The sequence below is a fragment of the Nocardia transvalensis genome (assembly GCF_015477765.1).
GTDB classification, from domain to species: Bacteria; Actinomycetota; Actinomycetes; order Mycobacteriales; family Mycobacteriaceae; genus Nocardia; species Nocardia transvalensis_A.
On sequence record NZ_JADLQQ010000008.1, the window covers coordinates 40,081 to 55,889 of the forward strand.

14 protein-coding genes and 2 tRNA genes are annotated in these 15,809 nt (G+C 68.9%); 8 read left to right on the forward strand and 8 right to left on the reverse strand.

From position 1 onward, the window contains the following. Positions 1 to 61: 61 nt before the first annotated feature. Positions 62 to 712 (forward strand): DsbA family protein, encoded by a 651-nt coding sequence (locus IU452_RS23725; protein WP_195111364.1) that lies wholly within the window; start codon positions 62 to 64, stop codon positions 710 to 712. Here the strand turns inward: IU452_RS23725 and IU452_RS23730 are convergent. Beyond that, the gene (locus IU452_RS23730; protein WP_228818694.1) at positions 709 to 1,599 is read right to left on the reverse strand and encodes a M48 family metallopeptidase; all 891 of its coding nucleotides are present in this window, start codon (positions 1,597 to 1,599) and stop codon (positions 709 to 711) included. The two genes, IU452_RS23725 and IU452_RS23730, sit on opposite strands and share 4 nt — an antisense overlap. 258 nt (positions 1,600 to 1,857) lie before the next feature. On the opposite strand from IU452_RS23730, the gene IU452_RS23735 reads away from it, so the two are divergent. Both IU452_RS23735 and IU452_RS23740 read left to right on the forward strand, forming a co-directional pair. Then, positions 1,858 to 2,328 (forward strand): ribose-5-phosphate isomerase, encoded by a 471-nt coding sequence (locus tag IU452_RS23735; RefSeq protein WP_195111365.1) that lies wholly within the window; start codon positions 1,858 to 1,860, stop codon positions 2,326 to 2,328. 107 nt (positions 2,329 to 2,435) lie between these two features. Further along, positions 2,436 to 3,251, forward strand: a complete 816-nt coding sequence (locus IU452_RS23740) for an Fpg/Nei family DNA glycosylase (protein ID WP_195111366.1) — start codon at positions 2,436 to 2,438, stop codon at positions 3,249 to 3,251. Positions 3,252 to 3,262: 11 nt separating this feature from the next. On the opposite strand, the gene IU452_RS23745 is transcribed toward IU452_RS23740, so the two are convergent. Together IU452_RS23745 and IU452_RS23750 are read right to left on the reverse strand one after the other, a co-directional pair. Beyond that, positions 3,263 to 4,135 carry a GA module-containing protein gene (locus IU452_RS23745; RefSeq protein ID WP_195111697.1) on the reverse strand — a complete coding sequence of 291 codons (873 nt, stop codon included), beginning with the start codon at positions 4,133 to 4,135 and terminating at the stop codon, positions 3,263 to 3,265. Positions 4,136 to 4,168: 33 nt separating this feature from the next. Further along, a complete protein-coding gene (locus IU452_RS23750) occupies positions 4,169 to 5,173 on the reverse strand; it encodes a GGDEF domain-containing protein (RefSeq protein ID WP_195111367.1) in 1,005 nt (334 codons plus the stop codon). A gap of 395 nt (positions 5,174 to 5,568) precedes the next feature. On the opposite strand from IU452_RS23750, the gene IU452_RS23755 reads away from it, so the two are divergent. From IU452_RS23755 to IU452_RS23770, 4 genes are all read left to right on the forward strand, one after another. Next, positions 5,569 to 5,639 (forward strand) — tRNA-Gly (locus IU452_RS23755). Between the two features lie 20 nt (positions 5,640 to 5,659). Continuing rightward, positions 5,660 to 5,733: transfer RNA gene (locus IU452_RS23760), tRNA-Pro, on the forward strand. 185 nt (positions 5,734 to 5,918) lie between these two features. Continuing rightward, positions 5,919 to 6,722, forward strand: a complete 804-nt coding sequence (locus IU452_RS23765; RefSeq protein WP_195111368.1) for a DUF4389 domain-containing protein — start codon at positions 5,919 to 5,921, stop codon at positions 6,720 to 6,722. Positions 6,723 to 6,752: 30 nt separating this feature from the next. Next, positions 6,753 to 7,220, forward strand: a complete 468-nt coding sequence (locus tag IU452_RS23770; protein ID WP_195111369.1) for an NUDIX domain-containing protein — start codon at positions 6,753 to 6,755, stop codon at positions 7,218 to 7,220. A 4-nt stretch (positions 7,221 to 7,224) separates the two neighbouring features. Here IU452_RS23770 and IU452_RS23775 read toward each other — a convergent pair whose 3' ends face one another. Further along, complete coding sequence (locus IU452_RS23775) at positions 7,225 to 7,815, reverse strand: TetR/AcrR family transcriptional regulator (RefSeq protein WP_195111370.1); 591 nt, start codon at positions 7,813 to 7,815, stop codon at positions 7,225 to 7,227. A gap of 149 nt (positions 7,816 to 7,964) precedes the next feature. Between IU452_RS23775 and IU452_RS23780 the strand changes: the two genes are divergently transcribed. Further along, complete coding sequence (locus tag IU452_RS23780) at positions 7,965 to 8,375, forward strand: DUF6463 family protein (RefSeq protein WP_195111371.1); 411 nt, start codon at positions 7,965 to 7,967, stop codon at positions 8,373 to 8,375. Here IU452_RS23780 and IU452_RS23785 read toward each other — a convergent pair. The 4 genes from IU452_RS23785 to IU452_RS23800 all read right to left on the reverse strand — a co-directional run bounded on the left by IU452_RS23785 (position 8,372) and on the right by IU452_RS23800 (position 15,746). Next, positions 8,372 to 10,951 (reverse strand): polynucleotide kinase-phosphatase, encoded by a 2,580-nt coding sequence (locus IU452_RS23785; RefSeq protein WP_324192789.1) that lies wholly within the window; start codon positions 10,949 to 10,951, stop codon positions 8,372 to 8,374. The two genes, IU452_RS23780 and IU452_RS23785, sit on opposite strands and share 4 nt — an antisense overlap. Then, complete coding sequence (locus IU452_RS23790; RefSeq protein WP_195111373.1) at positions 10,944 to 12,506, reverse strand: 3' terminal RNA ribose 2'-O-methyltransferase Hen1; 1,563 nt, start codon at positions 12,504 to 12,506, stop codon at positions 10,944 to 10,946. Before IU452_RS23790 ends, IU452_RS23785 begins: the two co-directional genes overlap by 8 nt. Before the next feature lie 47 nt (positions 12,507 to 12,553). Continuing rightward, positions 12,554 to 13,153: a hypothetical protein gene (locus IU452_RS23795; RefSeq protein WP_195111374.1), complete on the reverse strand. Its 600-nt coding sequence runs from the start codon at positions 13,151 to 13,153 to the stop codon at positions 12,554 to 12,556. A 136-nt stretch (positions 13,154 to 13,289) separates the two neighbouring features. Beyond that, on the reverse strand, positions 13,290 to 15,746 hold the full coding sequence (locus IU452_RS23800) for a phosphoketolase (protein ID WP_416382366.1): 2,457 nt from the start codon (positions 15,744 to 15,746) through the stop codon (positions 13,290 to 13,292). Positions 15,747 to 15,809 lie beyond the last annotated feature (63 nt).

Sequence of the window (15,809 nt, forward strand, 5' to 3'; positions counted from 1 at the left end):
GTTGATCAAATTCGAGGCGGCGACGAGCCGCCGACGCTTCACTGTGCGAGAGGACGACGACTTGAGCGACGCGACCACAACCGGCACCAAGGACCGCGTGGACTTCTGGTTCGACCCGCTGTGTCCGTGGTGCTGGATCACCTCCCGCTGGATCCTCGAGGTCGAGAAGGTCCGTGATATCGAGACCCGCTTCCACGTCATGAGCCTGGCGGTGCTCAACGAGGACCGCGCGCACGAAGAGCCGTACGCGGAGCTGGCCAAGAGCGGCTGGGCTCCGGTGCGGGTCTTGATCGCCGCCGCCCAGCAACACGGTGACAAGGTGCTGTCGCCGCTCTACACCGCGATGGGCACCCGCATCCACAACCGCAGCGCCGAATACAAGCGGGAGAACCGGGCCGAGAAGCTGGCCGCGGTCATCGCCGACTCCCTCGCCGAGGTGGGCCTGCCCGCCGACCTCGCCCGGGCCGCTGGTAGCACCGAATACGACGAGGCCCTGCGCAAGAGCCATCACGCCGGGATGGACAAGGTAGGCCCGGATGTCGGCACCCCCACCATCCACATCAACGACGTCGCCTTCTTCGGCCCGGTGCTCTCCCGCATCCCCCGCGGCGAGGAAGCGGGCAAGCTCTGGGACGCCTCGGTAACCCTCGCCTCCTACCCGCACTTCTTCGAACTCAAGCGCACCCGCACCGAGGAATACCGGTTCGACTAGTGCGGCTGCTGTGGCGGTAGGGCCGGGACCTCCCCGTATCCGCCGCCGGCTTGGGGATGGGCCGGCGGCGGGTAGCCGGGCGGGGTGGCATAGTGCGGCGCCGTGGGCGCGCTCGGGCGCAGGAACAGGCGCCCGTGCTGGCTGCGGTCGCGCAGCGCCCACATGCGCCAGGTCAATACGGGGTGGCTGGAGACGGCGTTGACGACCCAGATGAAAAAGCCCTTCTCCTGCGGCGCGCGGTTGGCCATCTCGTCGAAATTCACCAGCGAATTCAGGTACTTGCCGCCCGCGAGCACCCGCATCGCGCCGGGCGCCCCCACATACCGGTTGCAGAAGCCGTGGTTGTCGGCGGTGTACTCCTGCGAACGCAGCAGCGCATCGCCGAGGACCGGCAGGAACGGCACCAGGAACATGCCCAGCTGCCGCCAGTAGGAGGTGTGCCCGGCGGCGATGTGGCCGACCTCGTGCCCGATGATGAACGCCAGCGCCTCGGGGTCGCGAGCCTGCCCGCCGACCTCGAACAGATCGCTGTAGACCACCACGTAGCGGCGGAATCCGTGCCCGGAGGCGAAGGCATTGATCTGGCCGTTGCCCAGCACCACATACGCATCGGGCACCGTCTTCATGCCGAAGCGGCCCGCCGCCTCCACCACCATCCGGTAGCCCTCCGGAAATTGGGTGGGCGACATCTTGACCGCATTGGCCCGCTGCATCGCATAGTTCGCGCCACGGCCGAACCACAGCAGCACCGGCGCCAGGATCAACGCCACGACGTACTGGTCGACGTAGCCGATCAACAGCAGCAGCACGACGAACAGATACGCCACGACGGTCAGCATGATGACCACCACCAGCAGCGCGTTCTCCCAGCTGTGCCGCGCGGGCATCCCGTACGGCGACAGACCGCGGGTGTGCTGATGGGGCGGGATCTGCGGCGGGGCGTACGGCGGCTGCGGGCCCCACCCGGGCGGGCCGAGGCGCGGATCCCAGCCCGCCATCCCGGTCACGGGATTCCACCCGGGCGAGGGCCCGGGCTGCGGCGATGGTTGTCCCCACTGATCGTCGGACTGCATGCCGTGCACTCTAGTGACGGGCCGCTCATCCCGAGGTGAGCCATCTCTCGGACGCCTGACACAATCACAGGCATGCGCGTATATCTCGGTGCCGATCATGCCGGTTTCGAACTGAAGAACCACGTCAAGGACCACCTGCAGCGAGCCGGCCACGAGGTCTTCGACTGCGGCGCCCGCGAATACGACGCCGCCGACGACTACCCGGCCTTCTGCATCGACGCGGCCCGTCGGGTGGTCGCCGACCCGGGCAGCCTCGGCCTCGTCTTCGGCGGCAGCGGCAACGGCGAGCAGATCGCCGCCAACAAGGTCCCCGGCGCCCGGTGTGCGCTGGCGTGGAGCGTGGAGACCGCGCGGCTGGCGCGCGAGCACAACAATGCGCAGCTGATCGGCATCGGCGGCCGGATGCACTCGCTCGAGGACGCACTGGCCATCGTCGACGCCTTCATCGCCACCCCGTGGTCGGGCGAGGCGCGCCACCAGCGCCGCATCGACATCATCTCCGAGTACGAGAAGACAGGCGAGGCCCCAGCCATCGGCAACTGACCGATCGCCGCACCCTTTCTTCGCATTCGCACCCGCTGTGGCCGTTCGCAGCGGGTGCGAAGCGCGGGAAAGGGTGCGGCTGTCCGCGCACGGAGGTGATCCCACCCATGCCCGAGGGACATACATTGCATCGGCTGGCGAAGCTGCATCACAGGCGGTTCGCCGGGGGCGTGGTGCGGGTGTCGAGCCCGCAGGGGCGCTTCGCCGACGGGGCCGCGCTCGTGGATGGGCGGGTGCTGGTGCGGGCCGAGGCGTGGGGGAAACATCTGCTGCACTACTACGATTCGGGGCTCGTCGTGCACGTGCATCTCGGGTTGTACGGGACGTTCACCGAATCGCCTGCGCCGCTGTCGGATCCGGTCGGTCAGGTGCGGATGCGGATGATCGGGGCGGGGCGGGCCGCCGCGCAGCTGTACGGGACGGACCTGCGCGGACCCACCGCGTGCGAGGTGCTGCACGAGCCGGAGGTGGGCGCGCTGACCGCGCGGCTGGGCCCGGACCCGCTGCGCCGCACCGCCGATCCGGACCGAGCCTGGCAGCGCATCCGCCGTTCGGCCCGCCCGATCGGGGCGTTGCTGATGGATCAGGCCGTGGTCGCCGGGGTCGGCAACGTCTACCGGGCGGAATTGCTGTTCCGCCACGGAATCTCCCCGCACCGGCCCGGCCGCGAGCTGACCGCCGCCGACTGGGACGAGCTGTGGACCGACCTGGTCGCCCTCATGCGTACCGGGGTGCGGCGCGGCAAGATCGTGGTCGTCCGCCCCGAACACGATCGCGGCGCACCGTCCTACGCCGAGGGCAAACCACGCACCTACGTGTACCGGCGGGCGGGCGAGCCGTGCCGAATCTGCGGTTCCACCGTCCTGCATTCCGTCCTGGACGGCCGAAACCTGTTCTGGTGCCCCACCTGCCAACCGAGCTGATCAGGAGACGGTCAGAAGCCTCCGTCGAAGCCCCCGCCGTCGAAACCGCTGTCGAAGCCGCCGCCGTCGAATCCGCTGCCGAAGTCGGCGTTGTCGAAACCGCCCTGGTCGTAGGCGCCTTGGTCGGAGCTGCCCTGGTCGAAGGAGCCCTGATCGGCGGCGCCGGGGTCGTAGGCGCCCTGGCCCGCGTCGGCCTGTTGCCCGGCATCGAATCCGGCGTCGAAGCCTTGGCCGTAACCGTTCTCGAATCCGGTTGCGCCGTAGGCAACTCCGGACATCCCGCTGAACAGGGCGTCGAACAGCAGCACCGAGCCCACACCCCAGGCACCGGCCACCAGCGCTGTCTTCCACCACGGTTCGGAGTACCAGCCGGCGGGCACCGGACGACCGGCGACACGGCCGCCGGGGTAGTAGTTCGGGGTCTGCGGCGACGGGTTGGGCGAGGCCTCGATGTGCCGGCCCTCGAAGTCGATGGAGCGCTCCTCGGTGACCTTGCCGGCCGAGCGCTGGCCGTCCAGTTCCGGCACCGCAGGTCCGGGATCCAGGCCCATGGCGGTGCGAGCGGCGCGCACGTAGTAAAGCCCCTCCACCGCGGTCTCCTTGGCCAGCCGCGCCTGCGTCACAGTGGTGGCCTGCTCGATCTGGGAACCGGCCGCGTTCAGCCGTTCACCGGCGTCGGCGAGGGCCTGTTTGGATGCCTCGTCGGTGCCGGTCAGGTTGTAGACCTGTCCGCCGAGCCGTTCGATGAGTCGGCGGGCGTCGGCCTTGGCATCGGCCAATCGCGCCGCCTCGCGATTGCGTGACGAGCGGCCGACGAGGATGACCGCCACGAATACCACCAGTACGACGACCAGAAGGATCAACAAAAGCGACACATCACCCAGCCTACGCGCCCGTGATGATTGCTGTGCTGTTGCTCACCCGGCGACGGCCGCGTCGTAGCTCAGCCGGGCGGCCACGAAACCACCCGGCTCGACCGAATCCCCGTCGATCTCCGACAGCGCGAATCGCCGCTTACCCGCCGTCTTGGCCGAATACATCGCGCGGTCGGCGCTGCGTAGCAGGTCGGAGAAGTCGCAGGAGCGCCCGGCCGGACAGAATGCGGTGCCGATACTGGCCGAGACCGGGACCGGCCCGGCCGCCGTCCGCACCGGATCGTGCAGCGCCGCGAGGACCCGCATGGCGACCTCGCCGAGGGTATTGCGGCGGGCGGGCAGCGCGAGCACGAATTCGTCTCCGCCGTAACGACACACGACCGTCTCGTCCGGGCAGGCCGCGCGCAGCCGGCGCGAGATCTCCACCAGGACTTCATCGCCGACCGCATGACCGTGGCCGTCGTTGATCTGCTTGAAATCGTCGAGATCCAAGAGCAGCAGCCCGACGCCGCGCGATCGGTCGGTCGCCATGAGCCGGACCCGCTCCTGCAGCAGTGACCGGTTCGCGAGATTGGTCAGCGCGTCGTGGGTGGCCTCGTGCCGCAGCCGGTGCTGCAGGGCCGCGATCTCCTGCACCCGTACCGTGACGGCCTCGGTCAGATTGCGTTTCTGCTGGGCCAGCGCACGCTGCTGCATAGCCTCGGCATAGGCATCGATGGCATGGCTGGCCACGAACGGCCACCGCGTCCCGACCAGCGAACCCGGCTCGCCGGGTGCGAAACCCAGCAGCGCGCGGGTCGCCGGCGCCAGCATCCGGGTCCGGTCGAACGGCGCCTCGACGAGCCGGCGGCCGATGGCGCGGGCGGCCGGCACCGGGAACGGTTCCGACCCGGCCAGCCGCAGCAGTTCCTCGATGATCCCGGCGAATACCTGTTCCAGATGTTCGGGCGGCACGGTCAGGCCGCTGCCGGTGTAGACGGCGCGGGTCCAGTCCCGTGCGGTCGCGGCGATGGCCGCGGTGGTCTGCGTATCCAGCTCGGCGGGCATCGGCGCTCACCCCGCGCAGACGGTGTCTGCGCCGGCGCCCCCGCCGGTCACGCCCTCCGGATCGTGCTCACTGCCATGCGGTCCAGTACACCATCGGCGCACGCTCACCGCCCCCTTTCCAGATACCCCCGTCCGGCAAAAAGGATCCTAGCAAGCCACCCGACATCGAAAAACGATGTTTTGCAACCTGTTCCGATGTCTCGCGAATGGCGATCGAGAGTGTGATCGATCCCGCGCCACTTGTGTTACACCGCATGCCAGCGTGTCGCGCACAACTCGCCGATCAGAGGTCGGGCATGCGGCGGTCGACGAGCCGATTGGCGTTCGGTCAGTGAGGTTCGGTACAGTCTCAGGCGCAGACGGCATCGTGGCGATCCCATCGATGTCGTATGCCTGCGGGCGTAGTTCAATGGTAGAACCTCAGCCTTCCAAGCTGATGGTGCGGGTTCGATTCCCGTCGCCCGCTCCGACCCCTCCGGGGTAGTTCGGGGTGTAGCGCAGCTTGGTAGCGCATCCGCTTTGGGAGCGGAGGGTCGCAGGTTCAAATCCTGTCACCCCGACTCGGTTCGACTTCTTCTCATCCGGCCGCCGTGGATTCCGGCCCGTCCGGCGTGGTTTCCCGCGATTTGCTAGCCTCCTGCCTACTGTGGGTCTCGGTTGATCCGCCGCGGCGCCTCCCGCCGCGTGCCGGTCGCCTTTGTCAGAGGGATGAGGTCTTTCGTTCGGCTGCGAAGGTAGGTGCAGGATGACGATCGCGTCGGAACCGCTGTTTGCTGGCGATTCACCACTGCCGGTGGAATTGGATGTCCTTCCGCCCGAGCGGCAGCGCCGGTGGACCATTCTGCTGCGCCTGCTGCTGGCCCTGCCGCAGCTGATCGTGGTCTGGTTGCTGGGTATTGCCGCCACCGTGGTGGTGATCATCGGCTGGTTCGCCGCGCTGATCCTGGGCCGCCTGCCGGACTGGTGCAGTGAATTCCTGCGCAGTGTGGCCGCCTACTGGGTGCGGGTGGAGGCCTATGTGCTGCTGCTGGTCGACGCGTATCCGCCGTTCACCTTCGACACGATGCCGCAGGAGTATCCGGTCCGGCCGTGGTTTCCCGAGCCGACCCCGCTGAACCGGCTCGCGGTGCTGTTTCGCCTCATCCTGGGGATACCGGTGCTGGTGGTGAGCGATCTGCTGGTCGCCGGGTGGTGGACGGCGGGTCTGATCCTGTGGTTGATCACGCTGATCCTCGGCCGCCAGCCGGGGCCACTGTTCGAGGCGACGGCGGCGGTGCTGCGGTTCCATTTCCGGACGATGGTCTACATGTCCCTGCTGACCCCGACCTATCCGTGGGGCATCTTCGGAGACCGGGCACCGGCCATGGGCATGCCTGCCGTGCCGTCGGCCGGCCCGACCCGTCCTCTGCTGGTGTCCACCGCGGGCAAGGTGCTGCTGGTGGTGTTCTTGATCCTCGGCATTATCGCGCAAGGGACCAGCAGTTCGGTGTCGTCCGATGACGATTCCGGCGACTCCTCGAGCGAGGTGACCGAGGCGTCCGGGCGGTAGCCGTCTGCCGGTGCGGCAGACTGCTGAAGCATGAAGTTCAGCGCGGGAGTTCTGCTCTTTCGGCGGCAACCCGAGGTGCAGGTGCTGCTCGGGCATATGGGCGGGCCGCTGTGGGCGCGCAAGGACGCCGGGGCCTGGTCGATTCCCAAGGGCGAGTACGAGCCCGACACCGAGGACGCGCGGGTGGCCGCGGCGCGGGAGTTCGCCGAGGAGTTGGGGCTGCCGGTGCCGGAGGGGGAGTGGATTGCGTTGGGGGAGGCGGAGTACGGCAGCGGGCGCAGCCGCAAACGGGTCGTCGTGTGGGCGGTGGAAGGCGATCTCGACCCGGCACAGGTGATTCCGGGGACCTTCGAGATGGAGTGGCCGCCGCGTTCGGGACGGTTCCGGAAGTTCCCGGAGATCGACCGTGCCGAGTGGTTCGCGCCCGAGTTCGCCCGCGACAAACTCGTCGCCGGGCAGCGGCCGTTTCTGGATCGGCTCACCGAGCAGTTGGGCTGATCGGTCAGGAATTCGGCTCGGGCCGTTGCTCGGCCGATGCTGTCCGCGGTGAGAGGTCGAGCACGATCTCGGATGCGCGGGCGACGACCTCGTCCCGGGTGCGGCCGTTGTGGTCGGCGGTCAGGAACTGATTGCCGAGGGCCAGGCAGAAGGCGAGCAGGCTGCGGGCCTCGACCTCGTCCGGGTCGGAACAGAAGCTGCCGATCGTCTCGCGCAGCCAGGCCATCCGCCGATCGTCCACCCGGCGCAGCCGCGTGGCCACCGCCTCGTCCCGCCGGGCCCAGTCGCGGATCGCCAGGTCGATCGCCATCAGGCGATCCCAGACGGGCAGTTGGCTGGCCAGCAGGATCTTGGTCCGCGGGTCCTCCTCGGCCGCGACGCGGCCGAGGACCTCGTCGGTGCTCTGGCGCTCCCACTCGTCCAGCATGGCCTCCAGCAGTGCCTGCCTATCGGTGAAGTAGCCGTAGAACCCGCCCTTGGTCACGCCCATCTCTTTGGCCAGGACCTCGATCCGGACCGCGCCCACACCGCGTGTGGCCAGTGTCTGCAAGCCCTGCTCGATCCACGCCTCGGGCGGCGTGCGGGCCACGCCCATCGGTGACTCCTCTCACCTTTTTCCTTCTATACGCCACCGTATATCAGGCGTTAGCCTCGTTGTTATACGCCACCGTATATCAGAGTCGGACCGGGTTGCCGAGACGGCCCGGACGGAGCGCGGTGGCGCGCAGAGAACGGAGAGTTCACATGATCAAGTGGGCTGGTTGGATCATCGCGCTGTTCGGAGCCGCGCACACAATCCTCGCCCTGACGCTGGAACATGCCGGGCGCTACGCCGGAGACTGGTTCAGCGGGGAGCTCTGGGGGGAGGACCTCTCCGCGATGAGCCCGGCGAACAGCGCGTACTGGTTGTCTTTGAACAGCTTCGGCCCGTCGATGGTTCTGATCGGCCTGCTCGTCCTGTGGATGGACCGCCGCGGCATCACGCCGCCGGCGTTTCTCGGGTGGACGCTGTTGGTCTGGACCGTCATCGGTTTCATCATCGAGGGCCCCACGCCCTCGCCGATCTTCGCGGTCGCAACCATCCTGCTGCTGGTCGCAGCCCGGCGCGCCGCACGCCGCGGCGACGCCGTGCCGCGAGCCGCCCAGAGCGCCTAGAGGCGCGGGTCGACGGGTTCGGATTCCAGGGCCAGGACGGCGAAGACGGCCTCGTGGACGCGCCAGAGCGGTTCGCCGGTGACGAAACGGTCCAGCGCCTCCAGGCCGAGGGCGTATTCGCGCAGGGCCAGCGAGCGTTTGCGGCCGAGGCCGCGGGCGCGCAGGCGCTTCAGGTTGTCCGGACGCAGATATTCCGGGCCGTAGATGATCCGGAGGTATTCCGGGCCACGGCATTTCACCCCGGGCTGCACGAGACGGCCGCTGCCGGTGGACGTTCCGCGCACCAAGGCGTCGAACGGCTTGACCACCATGCCCTCACCACCGGCGGTGGTCAGCTCGGCCCACCAGGCGGTCGCGGCCGCCTCGCCCTCCGGTGCGGACAGATCCACGGTGACGCGGCGGGTGGTGGTGAACAGCTCGGGGTCGGCGGCGACCAGGGCGTCGAGGCGCTCGAGATGCCAGCCGTGGTCGCGGGCAGCGTAATTCGTGCCCTCGGCGGCCAGGATCTGGAACGGTGCCAGGCGCAACCCGCGCAGGCCGTCCACCGGCCAGCAGTAGCGACCGTAGGCGGTGGTGAACGCCTCGGCGTCGGCGCGGCGGGCCGCCGTGCGGTCGGCGAGGTCGCCGACGTCCAAGCCTCGGGCCGCGACCGCGGTCAGCACCTCGGTGGCAGTGTCCAGGGCGGCGCGGGCGGCGGCCCCGACGGCGGCGTACTGGTCGCGCAGCAGGCCCATCGCCTTGACCGACCACGGCATCAGCTCCGTATCCAGCGCCAGCCAGGGCGTACCCAATTCCTCGAACAATCCGGCCGATTCGGCCGCGGCGCGCACGCGGGCCAGCACGGCCTCGGTGTGGTCCGGATCGTCGAAGAACGGACGACCGGTGCGGGTATAGAGCGCGCCGGAGCTGCCGTCGGTGATGCCGAAGCGGTCGCGGGCAGCCCGGGCGGAGCGGGCGATCACGGCGATTGCCCGCGAACCCATGTGCTTCTCCTCGCACACCACCGTCGACACGCCTTCGCCGCGGTAGTAGTCGAATGCCTGCGCCGGATGTTCGAGCAGAGCGCCGGAATCCGCTGTGGCACAGGGGGACATGGTGGGCGGGAGGTATATCAGCCAGCGGGGGTCGACGGCGAAGCGGCTCATCACCTCCAGGGCCGCACCGGCGTTCTCCTGCTGCACGCCGACGCGGCCGAGGTGGCGGGTCTCCACCACGCGGCGGCCGATGACGTCGTCCAGATCGAGCACGCCCGGATCCCGGCGCACCACGCCCTGGCCTGTCGCCACGGTGGTGGCCTGCAGCGGACGTACCGGCTCGTACCAAACCTGCTGTGCGGGAACCGAAACGGGTTCGCGCTCCGGATAGCGCAAAGCGGTGAGCCGTCCGCCGAACACGACCGCGGTGTCCAGGCACAGCGTGTTGTTCACCCAGCGCAGTTCGGTCACCGGGGTGTGCCCGTACAGCACCATGGCGCGGCCGCGGTAGTCCTCGGCCCACGGATAGCGCACCGGCAGCCCGTATTCGTCCGTCTCCCCGGTGGTTTCGCCGAACATCGCGAACGAGCGCACCCGGCCCGACGCGCGGCCGTGGTACTCCTGCTTCAGCCCGGCGTGCGCCACCACGAGGTTGCCGCCGTCGAGGACGTAGTGGCTGACCAGGCCGCGGCAGAATTCGTGGGCGGCCTTACGGAATTCCTCGGTTTCCGTGTCCAGCTGGGCCAGCGATTCGGCCAGTCCGTGGGCGATGCGGACCTTCTTGCCGTCCAGTGCGCGCACCAGCTTGTGTTCATGATTGCCGGTGACGCACAACGCATGTCCGGCCGCCACCATGCCCATGACCAAGCGCAGCACACCGGGGGTGTCCGGGCCCCGGTCGACCAGGTCGCCGACGAATACCGCGGTGCGGCCCTCGGGATGGTCGGCGTCGATCGGGCGGCCGCCGTCGTCGTGGCGCAGCCGGTAGCCGAGCGTGCCGAGCAGGGTCTCCAATTCGGCGCGGCATCCGTGCACGTCGCCGATCACGTCGAACGGGCCGGTCAGCTCCCGCTTGTCGTTCCAGGCCTTCTCGTCGACGATCGTGGCCGTCTCGATCTCCTCGACCCCGCGCAGCACATGGATCTTGCGGAAGCCCTCGCGCTCCAGCGAGCGCAGACTGCGCCGCAGGTCGCGCTGCTGGCGGGCGACGACATGGCGGCCCAGATGGGCCCGGTCGGGCCGGTGGGCGTTGCGCTCCAGGCACACCTGGTCGGGCACGTCGAGCACGATGGCGACCGGCAGCACATCGTGTTCGCGCGCCACCCGCACCAACTCCCGCCGCGCCACCGGCTGCACATTCGTGGCATCGACAACGGTCCGCAGCCCACGCCGCAGCCGCACGCCCACAATGTGATGCAGCAGCGCGAACGCATCCTCGGTCGCCCCCTGATCGTTCTCGTCATCGCTGACGATCCCCCGGCACACATCCGACGACACAATCGCCGTCCCCGGAAAATGCCTCCGCGCAAACGAAGACTTCCCCGACCCTGTGCACCCCACCAACACCACCAACGCCAACTCCGGCACAGCCAATTCAGTCACGACGCCCCTCCTCAACCCCCATCGTTTCGGCCCGCCGTCGGTCCGGATCTGTACCCACCGGCGCGGGGATCTCGACCGCATCGGTGGGTGCAGCACCGGAACGGGTGAACACCGCCATTTGCGTGGGAGATCCAAACACGGGATCGACGGCCCCTATCGGCTCGAAACGCACTGTATACCCGTACGTCTCGGCAACACGTTCGGCCCATGTGGCGAATTCCGCTCGGGTCCACTCGAATCGGTGATCGTGGTGGCGGAACCTTCCGGCCGGCAATCCGTCGTAGAGCGTGTTGTACTCGCCGTTGGGAGTCGTCACCACCACCGCGCCGGGTGCTGCCGATCCGAAGACGGCATACTCGAGTGCGGCGAGCCGGGGCGGATCGATGTGCTCGACGACCTCCATGAGGACCGCGGCGTCGTATCCGCGCAGGGAGGCGTCGGTGTAGGTGAGCGAACCCTGGCGCACCCGGACCCGCTGGGTCATCCGTTCGGGTAGCCGCTGCAACCGCCGCTGCGCCACATGCAGGGCGCGCATCGACACATCCACTCCCACGATCTCGCTGAACTCCTTGTGTGCCAGCAGCTCTCGCAGCAGGGCGCCCTCGCCGCAGCCGAGGTCGACGACCCGGCGGGCCCCGAGCTCGCGCAAGGTCTGCACGACGGCCGCGCGCCGGGCCACCGCCAGCGACGGCTGCCTCTGCGCGACGGTCGCCTCCTGTTCGGCCTTTTCCGTTGCGACTGCCTGCGGCTCGTCCACGTCGTCGGTGGCCTCCTCGACCGCGCCCAACACCGCCGGATCGGTGTCGTCGATCTCGGCGAGGCGGGCCAGGGCCGTGCGCACCAGGGAGTGGCGGCGGGCCAGATAGCGGCGGGTGATCCAGGCGCGGTCGGGGTGGGTGGCCAGCCAGCCTTCGCCCGCGCGTAGGAGTTTGTCTATCTCGTCGGGCGACAGCCAGTAGTGCTTGCTGCCGTCGAGCACCGGCAGCAGGACATACAGGTGCGACAGGGCCTCGGCCAAGCGCAGCGTCGCGACCAGTTCCAGTCGGATGTAATGGGATTCGCCCCACTCCGGAAATGCCGGATCCAACGGCAGCGGTGTGGCCGTCACCTGCCAGCCCAGCGGGGCGAACACGCGATGGGCCGCCTCCGGACCGCCCTTGCACGGTACGGCCGGAAGTTCGATACGCAACGGCAGCGCGGTGGCGGCCAGCTCCGGGCGCTGGGCGCAGCGGCCGTGCAGCGCGGTACCGAATACCGTCGAAATCGCCACCGCCAGCAGTGAGGACGCCGCGTACGGCCGGTCGTTGACGTACTGGCCGAGGCTGAATTCCGGTGCGTTCCGGGACTTTCCACGCACCAGACGGATCGGATCGATCTCCAGCAGCAGCGCCGCGGTGCAACGCCGGTCGGTCGCCTCCGGATACAGCACGTGTGCGGTGCCGTAGGACTGTTCGAACGCCTGTACCCGGGCGGGATTCTTGTGCAGGAGAAAGCCCAGATCGGTGGCGGGCCAGTCGGCCCCGTCCGGACGGGTGCAGGTGATCGTGAACAACACCGACCGATCGTCGCCCGGCAACGTACCGGCGGCAACCGATTTCCGGCTCAGGCGCCGGTCGTCGACCGCCCCGCCGGGCCCGCGTCGGCGGGCTCGATGAGTTCGACCCGGCGTAGCTCGTGGACGTGCAGGTGGTCGGCCGGCCGCGTCGTCTCCCAGCGCGGCGGGAGATTGCGGCGGCGGGCGGCGTAGGCGGTCATCAGGTCGTGCGCCAGCCGGGCCGGGGTCACCCGGTCGGCGGCGCGGCGCTGCATCACCACGACCAACAGATGTTCGGGGTCGTCGTCCGGTCGGCCGACGATGCGGAACAGCTGGGCCCGCACCGGCGCCGATTCGGCGGGTTCGAAGTCGTGGACGACGAATTCCGCCACCGCACGGGATGTTTCGGCGCGCGAGGCCGGGACGGGTACCAGCCGGGGTACCGGCGCGGTCGCCACCGACAGCACCAGATGTGCGGTGTCGGCCTCGGGCGTCGGATACACCGTGCGCAACGGTTCGTGGCGGGCGATCAGGTCGGCGAAGGCATCACGCAACCCCACGGCATATAGGTAGCCGATGAATCGCAGCGCGAACGAGGTCGTGCCGGTCGGGGCGGGATCGGCAGGCCCGGGGACCGGGTTCACAGTGCCGGTACTGCGCAGCTCCATGCGGTTTTCCAATCCTCATCCATACCGCCGTCCCCGACCGTACGGCCAGGAGCTTATAACCGCCCGACCCGTTTTGCTGGAAAACTTTCATTCTTATTGAGTTCCTGGCGAAAAGCATGCCAGGAAATTAGGGGGGTCAGCGGGGGTGGGGCCAGGTCCAGTTGGCGACCTCGGGGATGTCTTCGCCGTATTCGCGGGTCCAGGAGCGGGCCGCTAGGCGGGCGTCGGCCATTTCCTGGCGTAGGCCCGCGGCCTGGGTCCGGAGGCCGGGGACCCGGTCGATGACGTCCATGACCAGGTGGAAGCGGTCGAGGTCGTTGAGCATCACCATGTCGAAAGGTGTGGTGGTGGTGCCGTTCTCCTTGTAGCCGCGCACGTGCAGGCCGGGGTGGTTGGCGCGGCGATAGGTGAGCCGGTGGATCAGCCAGGGGTAGCCGTGGAAGGCGAAGATGACCGGCCGGTCGGTGGTGAACAGGGTGTCGAATTCGCGGTCGGGCAGGCCGTGCGGATGTTCCTCGCGCGGCAGCAGGCGCATCAGGTCCACCACGTTGATCACGCGAATGCGCAGCTGCGGCAGGCGTTCCCGCAGGATCGCCGCGGCGGCCAGGGTCTCCAGCGTCGGCACGTCACCGGCGCAGGCCAAGACCACGTCCGGCGTGGTGCCCACCTCGTCGTTGTGCCCGGCCCACTCCCAGATGCCCGCACCCCGCGCGCAGTGCGCCGCGGCCTCCGGCACCGACAGCCAATCCTGTTGCGGCTGTTTGCCCGCCACCACCACATTCACGTAATGCCGCGAGCGTAGGCAGTGGTCGTAGGTGGACAGCAGCGTATTCGCGTCCGGCGGCAGATAGACCCGCACGATCGAGGGCTTCTTGTTCATCACCACATCGAGGAAGCCCGGATCCTGATGGGTGAATCCGTTGTGGTCCTGGCGCCACACATGCGACGACAGCAGATAGTTCAGGCTCGGAATCGGCCGCCGCCACGGCACCGCGGCGCTGGCGTCCAACCACTTCGCGTGCTGGTTGAACATGGCGTCGACGATATGGATGAAGGCCTCGTAACAGGTGAAGACCCCGTGGCGGCCGGTGAGCAGATAGCCCTCCAGCAGCCCCTGGCACATGTGCTCGGACAGCACCTCGACGACGCGGCCGGTGCGATCCAATTTCACGTCGTCCTCGCCGATGTCGGCCTGCCAGTCGCGTCCGGTCACCGTCAGCACATCCTGCAACCGATTGCTGGCCAGCTCGTCCGGGGCGAAGGTGAGGAAGTTGTCCGGATTGGCCGCGGTCACATCGCGCAACCAGCCGCCCAGCACCCGCGTCGCCTCGTGCTTGGACGCGCCCGGCGAGCCGACCTCCACGCCGTACTGGCGCCAATCGGGCAGCCGCAGATCCCGCAGCAGCGCACCGCCGTTGGCCACCGGGTTGGCGCTCATCCGCCGATCGCCGGCGGGATTCATCCGCAGCAATTGCGGGACGGGACAGCCCCGCTCGTCGAACAACTCCTCGGGCCGATACGACCGCAGCCACTGCTCCAGGACCGCGCGATGGGTCGCATCCGAGCGTGCACCCGGCAGCGGCACCTGGTGGGCGCGGAAGGTGCCCTCCACCCGGTCGCCGTCGACCAGCGGCGGGCAGGTCCAGCCCTTGGGGGTCTGCAGCACGATCATCGGCCAGAACGGGCGGATGCCGTCGGTGCCCCCGCGGGCCGCCTGCTGAATGTCGGCGATGCGATCCAGGCAGGCATCCATCGCCGCCGCCATCGATTGATGGACCGCCGCCGGCTCGTGGCCGGAGACCAGGATCGGTTCGTAGCCGCAGCCCCGCAGCAGCGACAGCAGCTCGGGTTTCGGAATGCGCGCCAGCAGGGTGGGATTGGCGATCTTGTACTGGTTGAGCGCCAGAATCGGCAGCACCGCGCCGTCGCGCTCCGGATTCAGGAACTTGTTCGCATGCCAGCTTCCGGCCAGTGGCCCGGTCTCCGCCTCCCCGTCGCCGATCACGCAGAACACCGTCAGATCCGGATTGTCCAGCGCCGCACCGAACGCGTGCAGCAGCGAATACCCCAGCTCACCGCCCTCGTGGAAGGAGCCGGGCGTCTCGGGCGCGCAGTGGCTGGGCACCCCGCCGGGAAACGAGAACTGCCGGAAGAACTCCCGCATCCCCTCGCCGTCGCGCGGAACATGGCTGTACAGCTCGGAATACGTGCCCTCCAGCCAACCGCACGCGTTGGGGCCCGGCCCACCGTGTCCGGGCCCGGCGACGAAGACCGCGTTCAGATCGCGCGCGAGAATCGCCCGATTGGCGTGCGCCCACACCAGGTTCAGTCCGGGCACGGTGCCGAAATGACCGAGCAGCCGCGGTTTGATGTGCTCGGGTTCCAGCGGCGTGTGCAGCAGGGGGTTGTCCATCAAATAGATCTGCCCTACCGACAGATAGTTCGCCGCCCGCCACCAGGCGTCGAGGTCGGCGAGCCGATCGTGATCGAGCGGACCGGGCGTGTCTCGGAGCCGATAGGGCTCGGGTGCGACGGTGCGACCGCCGTGACTGCCGACATTGTCGGCCGAGGTATCGCCACCGGCACTTGCCATTTGGGTCATGCGCGGACTCCTCACATGGGTCGTCGCTGGACGGGCCGGGTGGGATGGGAGTGC

Bases quoted from the DNA above. Each gene is read 5' to 3' on its own strand.
- IU452_RS23740 (WP_195111366.1), top strand. From the start codon at position 2,436: ATGCCCGAGGGACATACATTGCATCGGCTGGCGAAGCTGCATCACAGG.
- IU452_RS23780 (WP_195111371.1), top strand. From the start codon at position 7,965: ATGATCAAGTGGGCTGGTTGGATCATCGCGCTGTTCGGAGCCGCGCAC.
- IU452_RS23750 (WP_195111367.1), bottom strand. From the start codon at position 5,173: ATGCCCGCCGAGCTGGATACGCAGACCACCGCGGCCATCGCCGCGACC.
- IU452_RS23765 (WP_195111368.1), top strand. From the start codon at position 5,919: ATGACGATCGCGTCGGAACCGCTGTTTGCTGGCGATTCACCACTGCCG.
- IU452_RS23795 (WP_195111374.1), bottom strand. From the start codon at position 13,153: ATGGAGCTGCGCAGTACCGGCACTGTGAACCCGGTCCCCGGGCCTGCC.
- IU452_RS23730 (WP_228818694.1), bottom strand. From the start codon at position 1,599: ATGCCCGCGCGGCACAGCTGGGAGAACGCGCTGCTGGTGGTGGTCATC.
- IU452_RS23770 (WP_195111369.1), top strand. From the start codon at position 6,753: ATGAAGTTCAGCGCGGGAGTTCTGCTCTTTCGGCGGCAACCCGAGGTG.
- IU452_RS23775 (WP_195111370.1), bottom strand. From the start codon at position 7,815: ATGGGCGTGGCCCGCACGCCGCCCGAGGCGTGGATCGAGCAGGGCTTG.
- IU452_RS23735 (WP_195111365.1), top strand. From the start codon at position 1,858: ATGCGCGTATATCTCGGTGCCGATCATGCCGGTTTCGAACTGAAGAAC.
- IU452_RS23800 (WP_416382366.1), bottom strand. From the start codon at position 15,746: ATGGCAAGTGCCGGTGGCGATACCTCGGCCGACAATGTCGGCAGTCAC.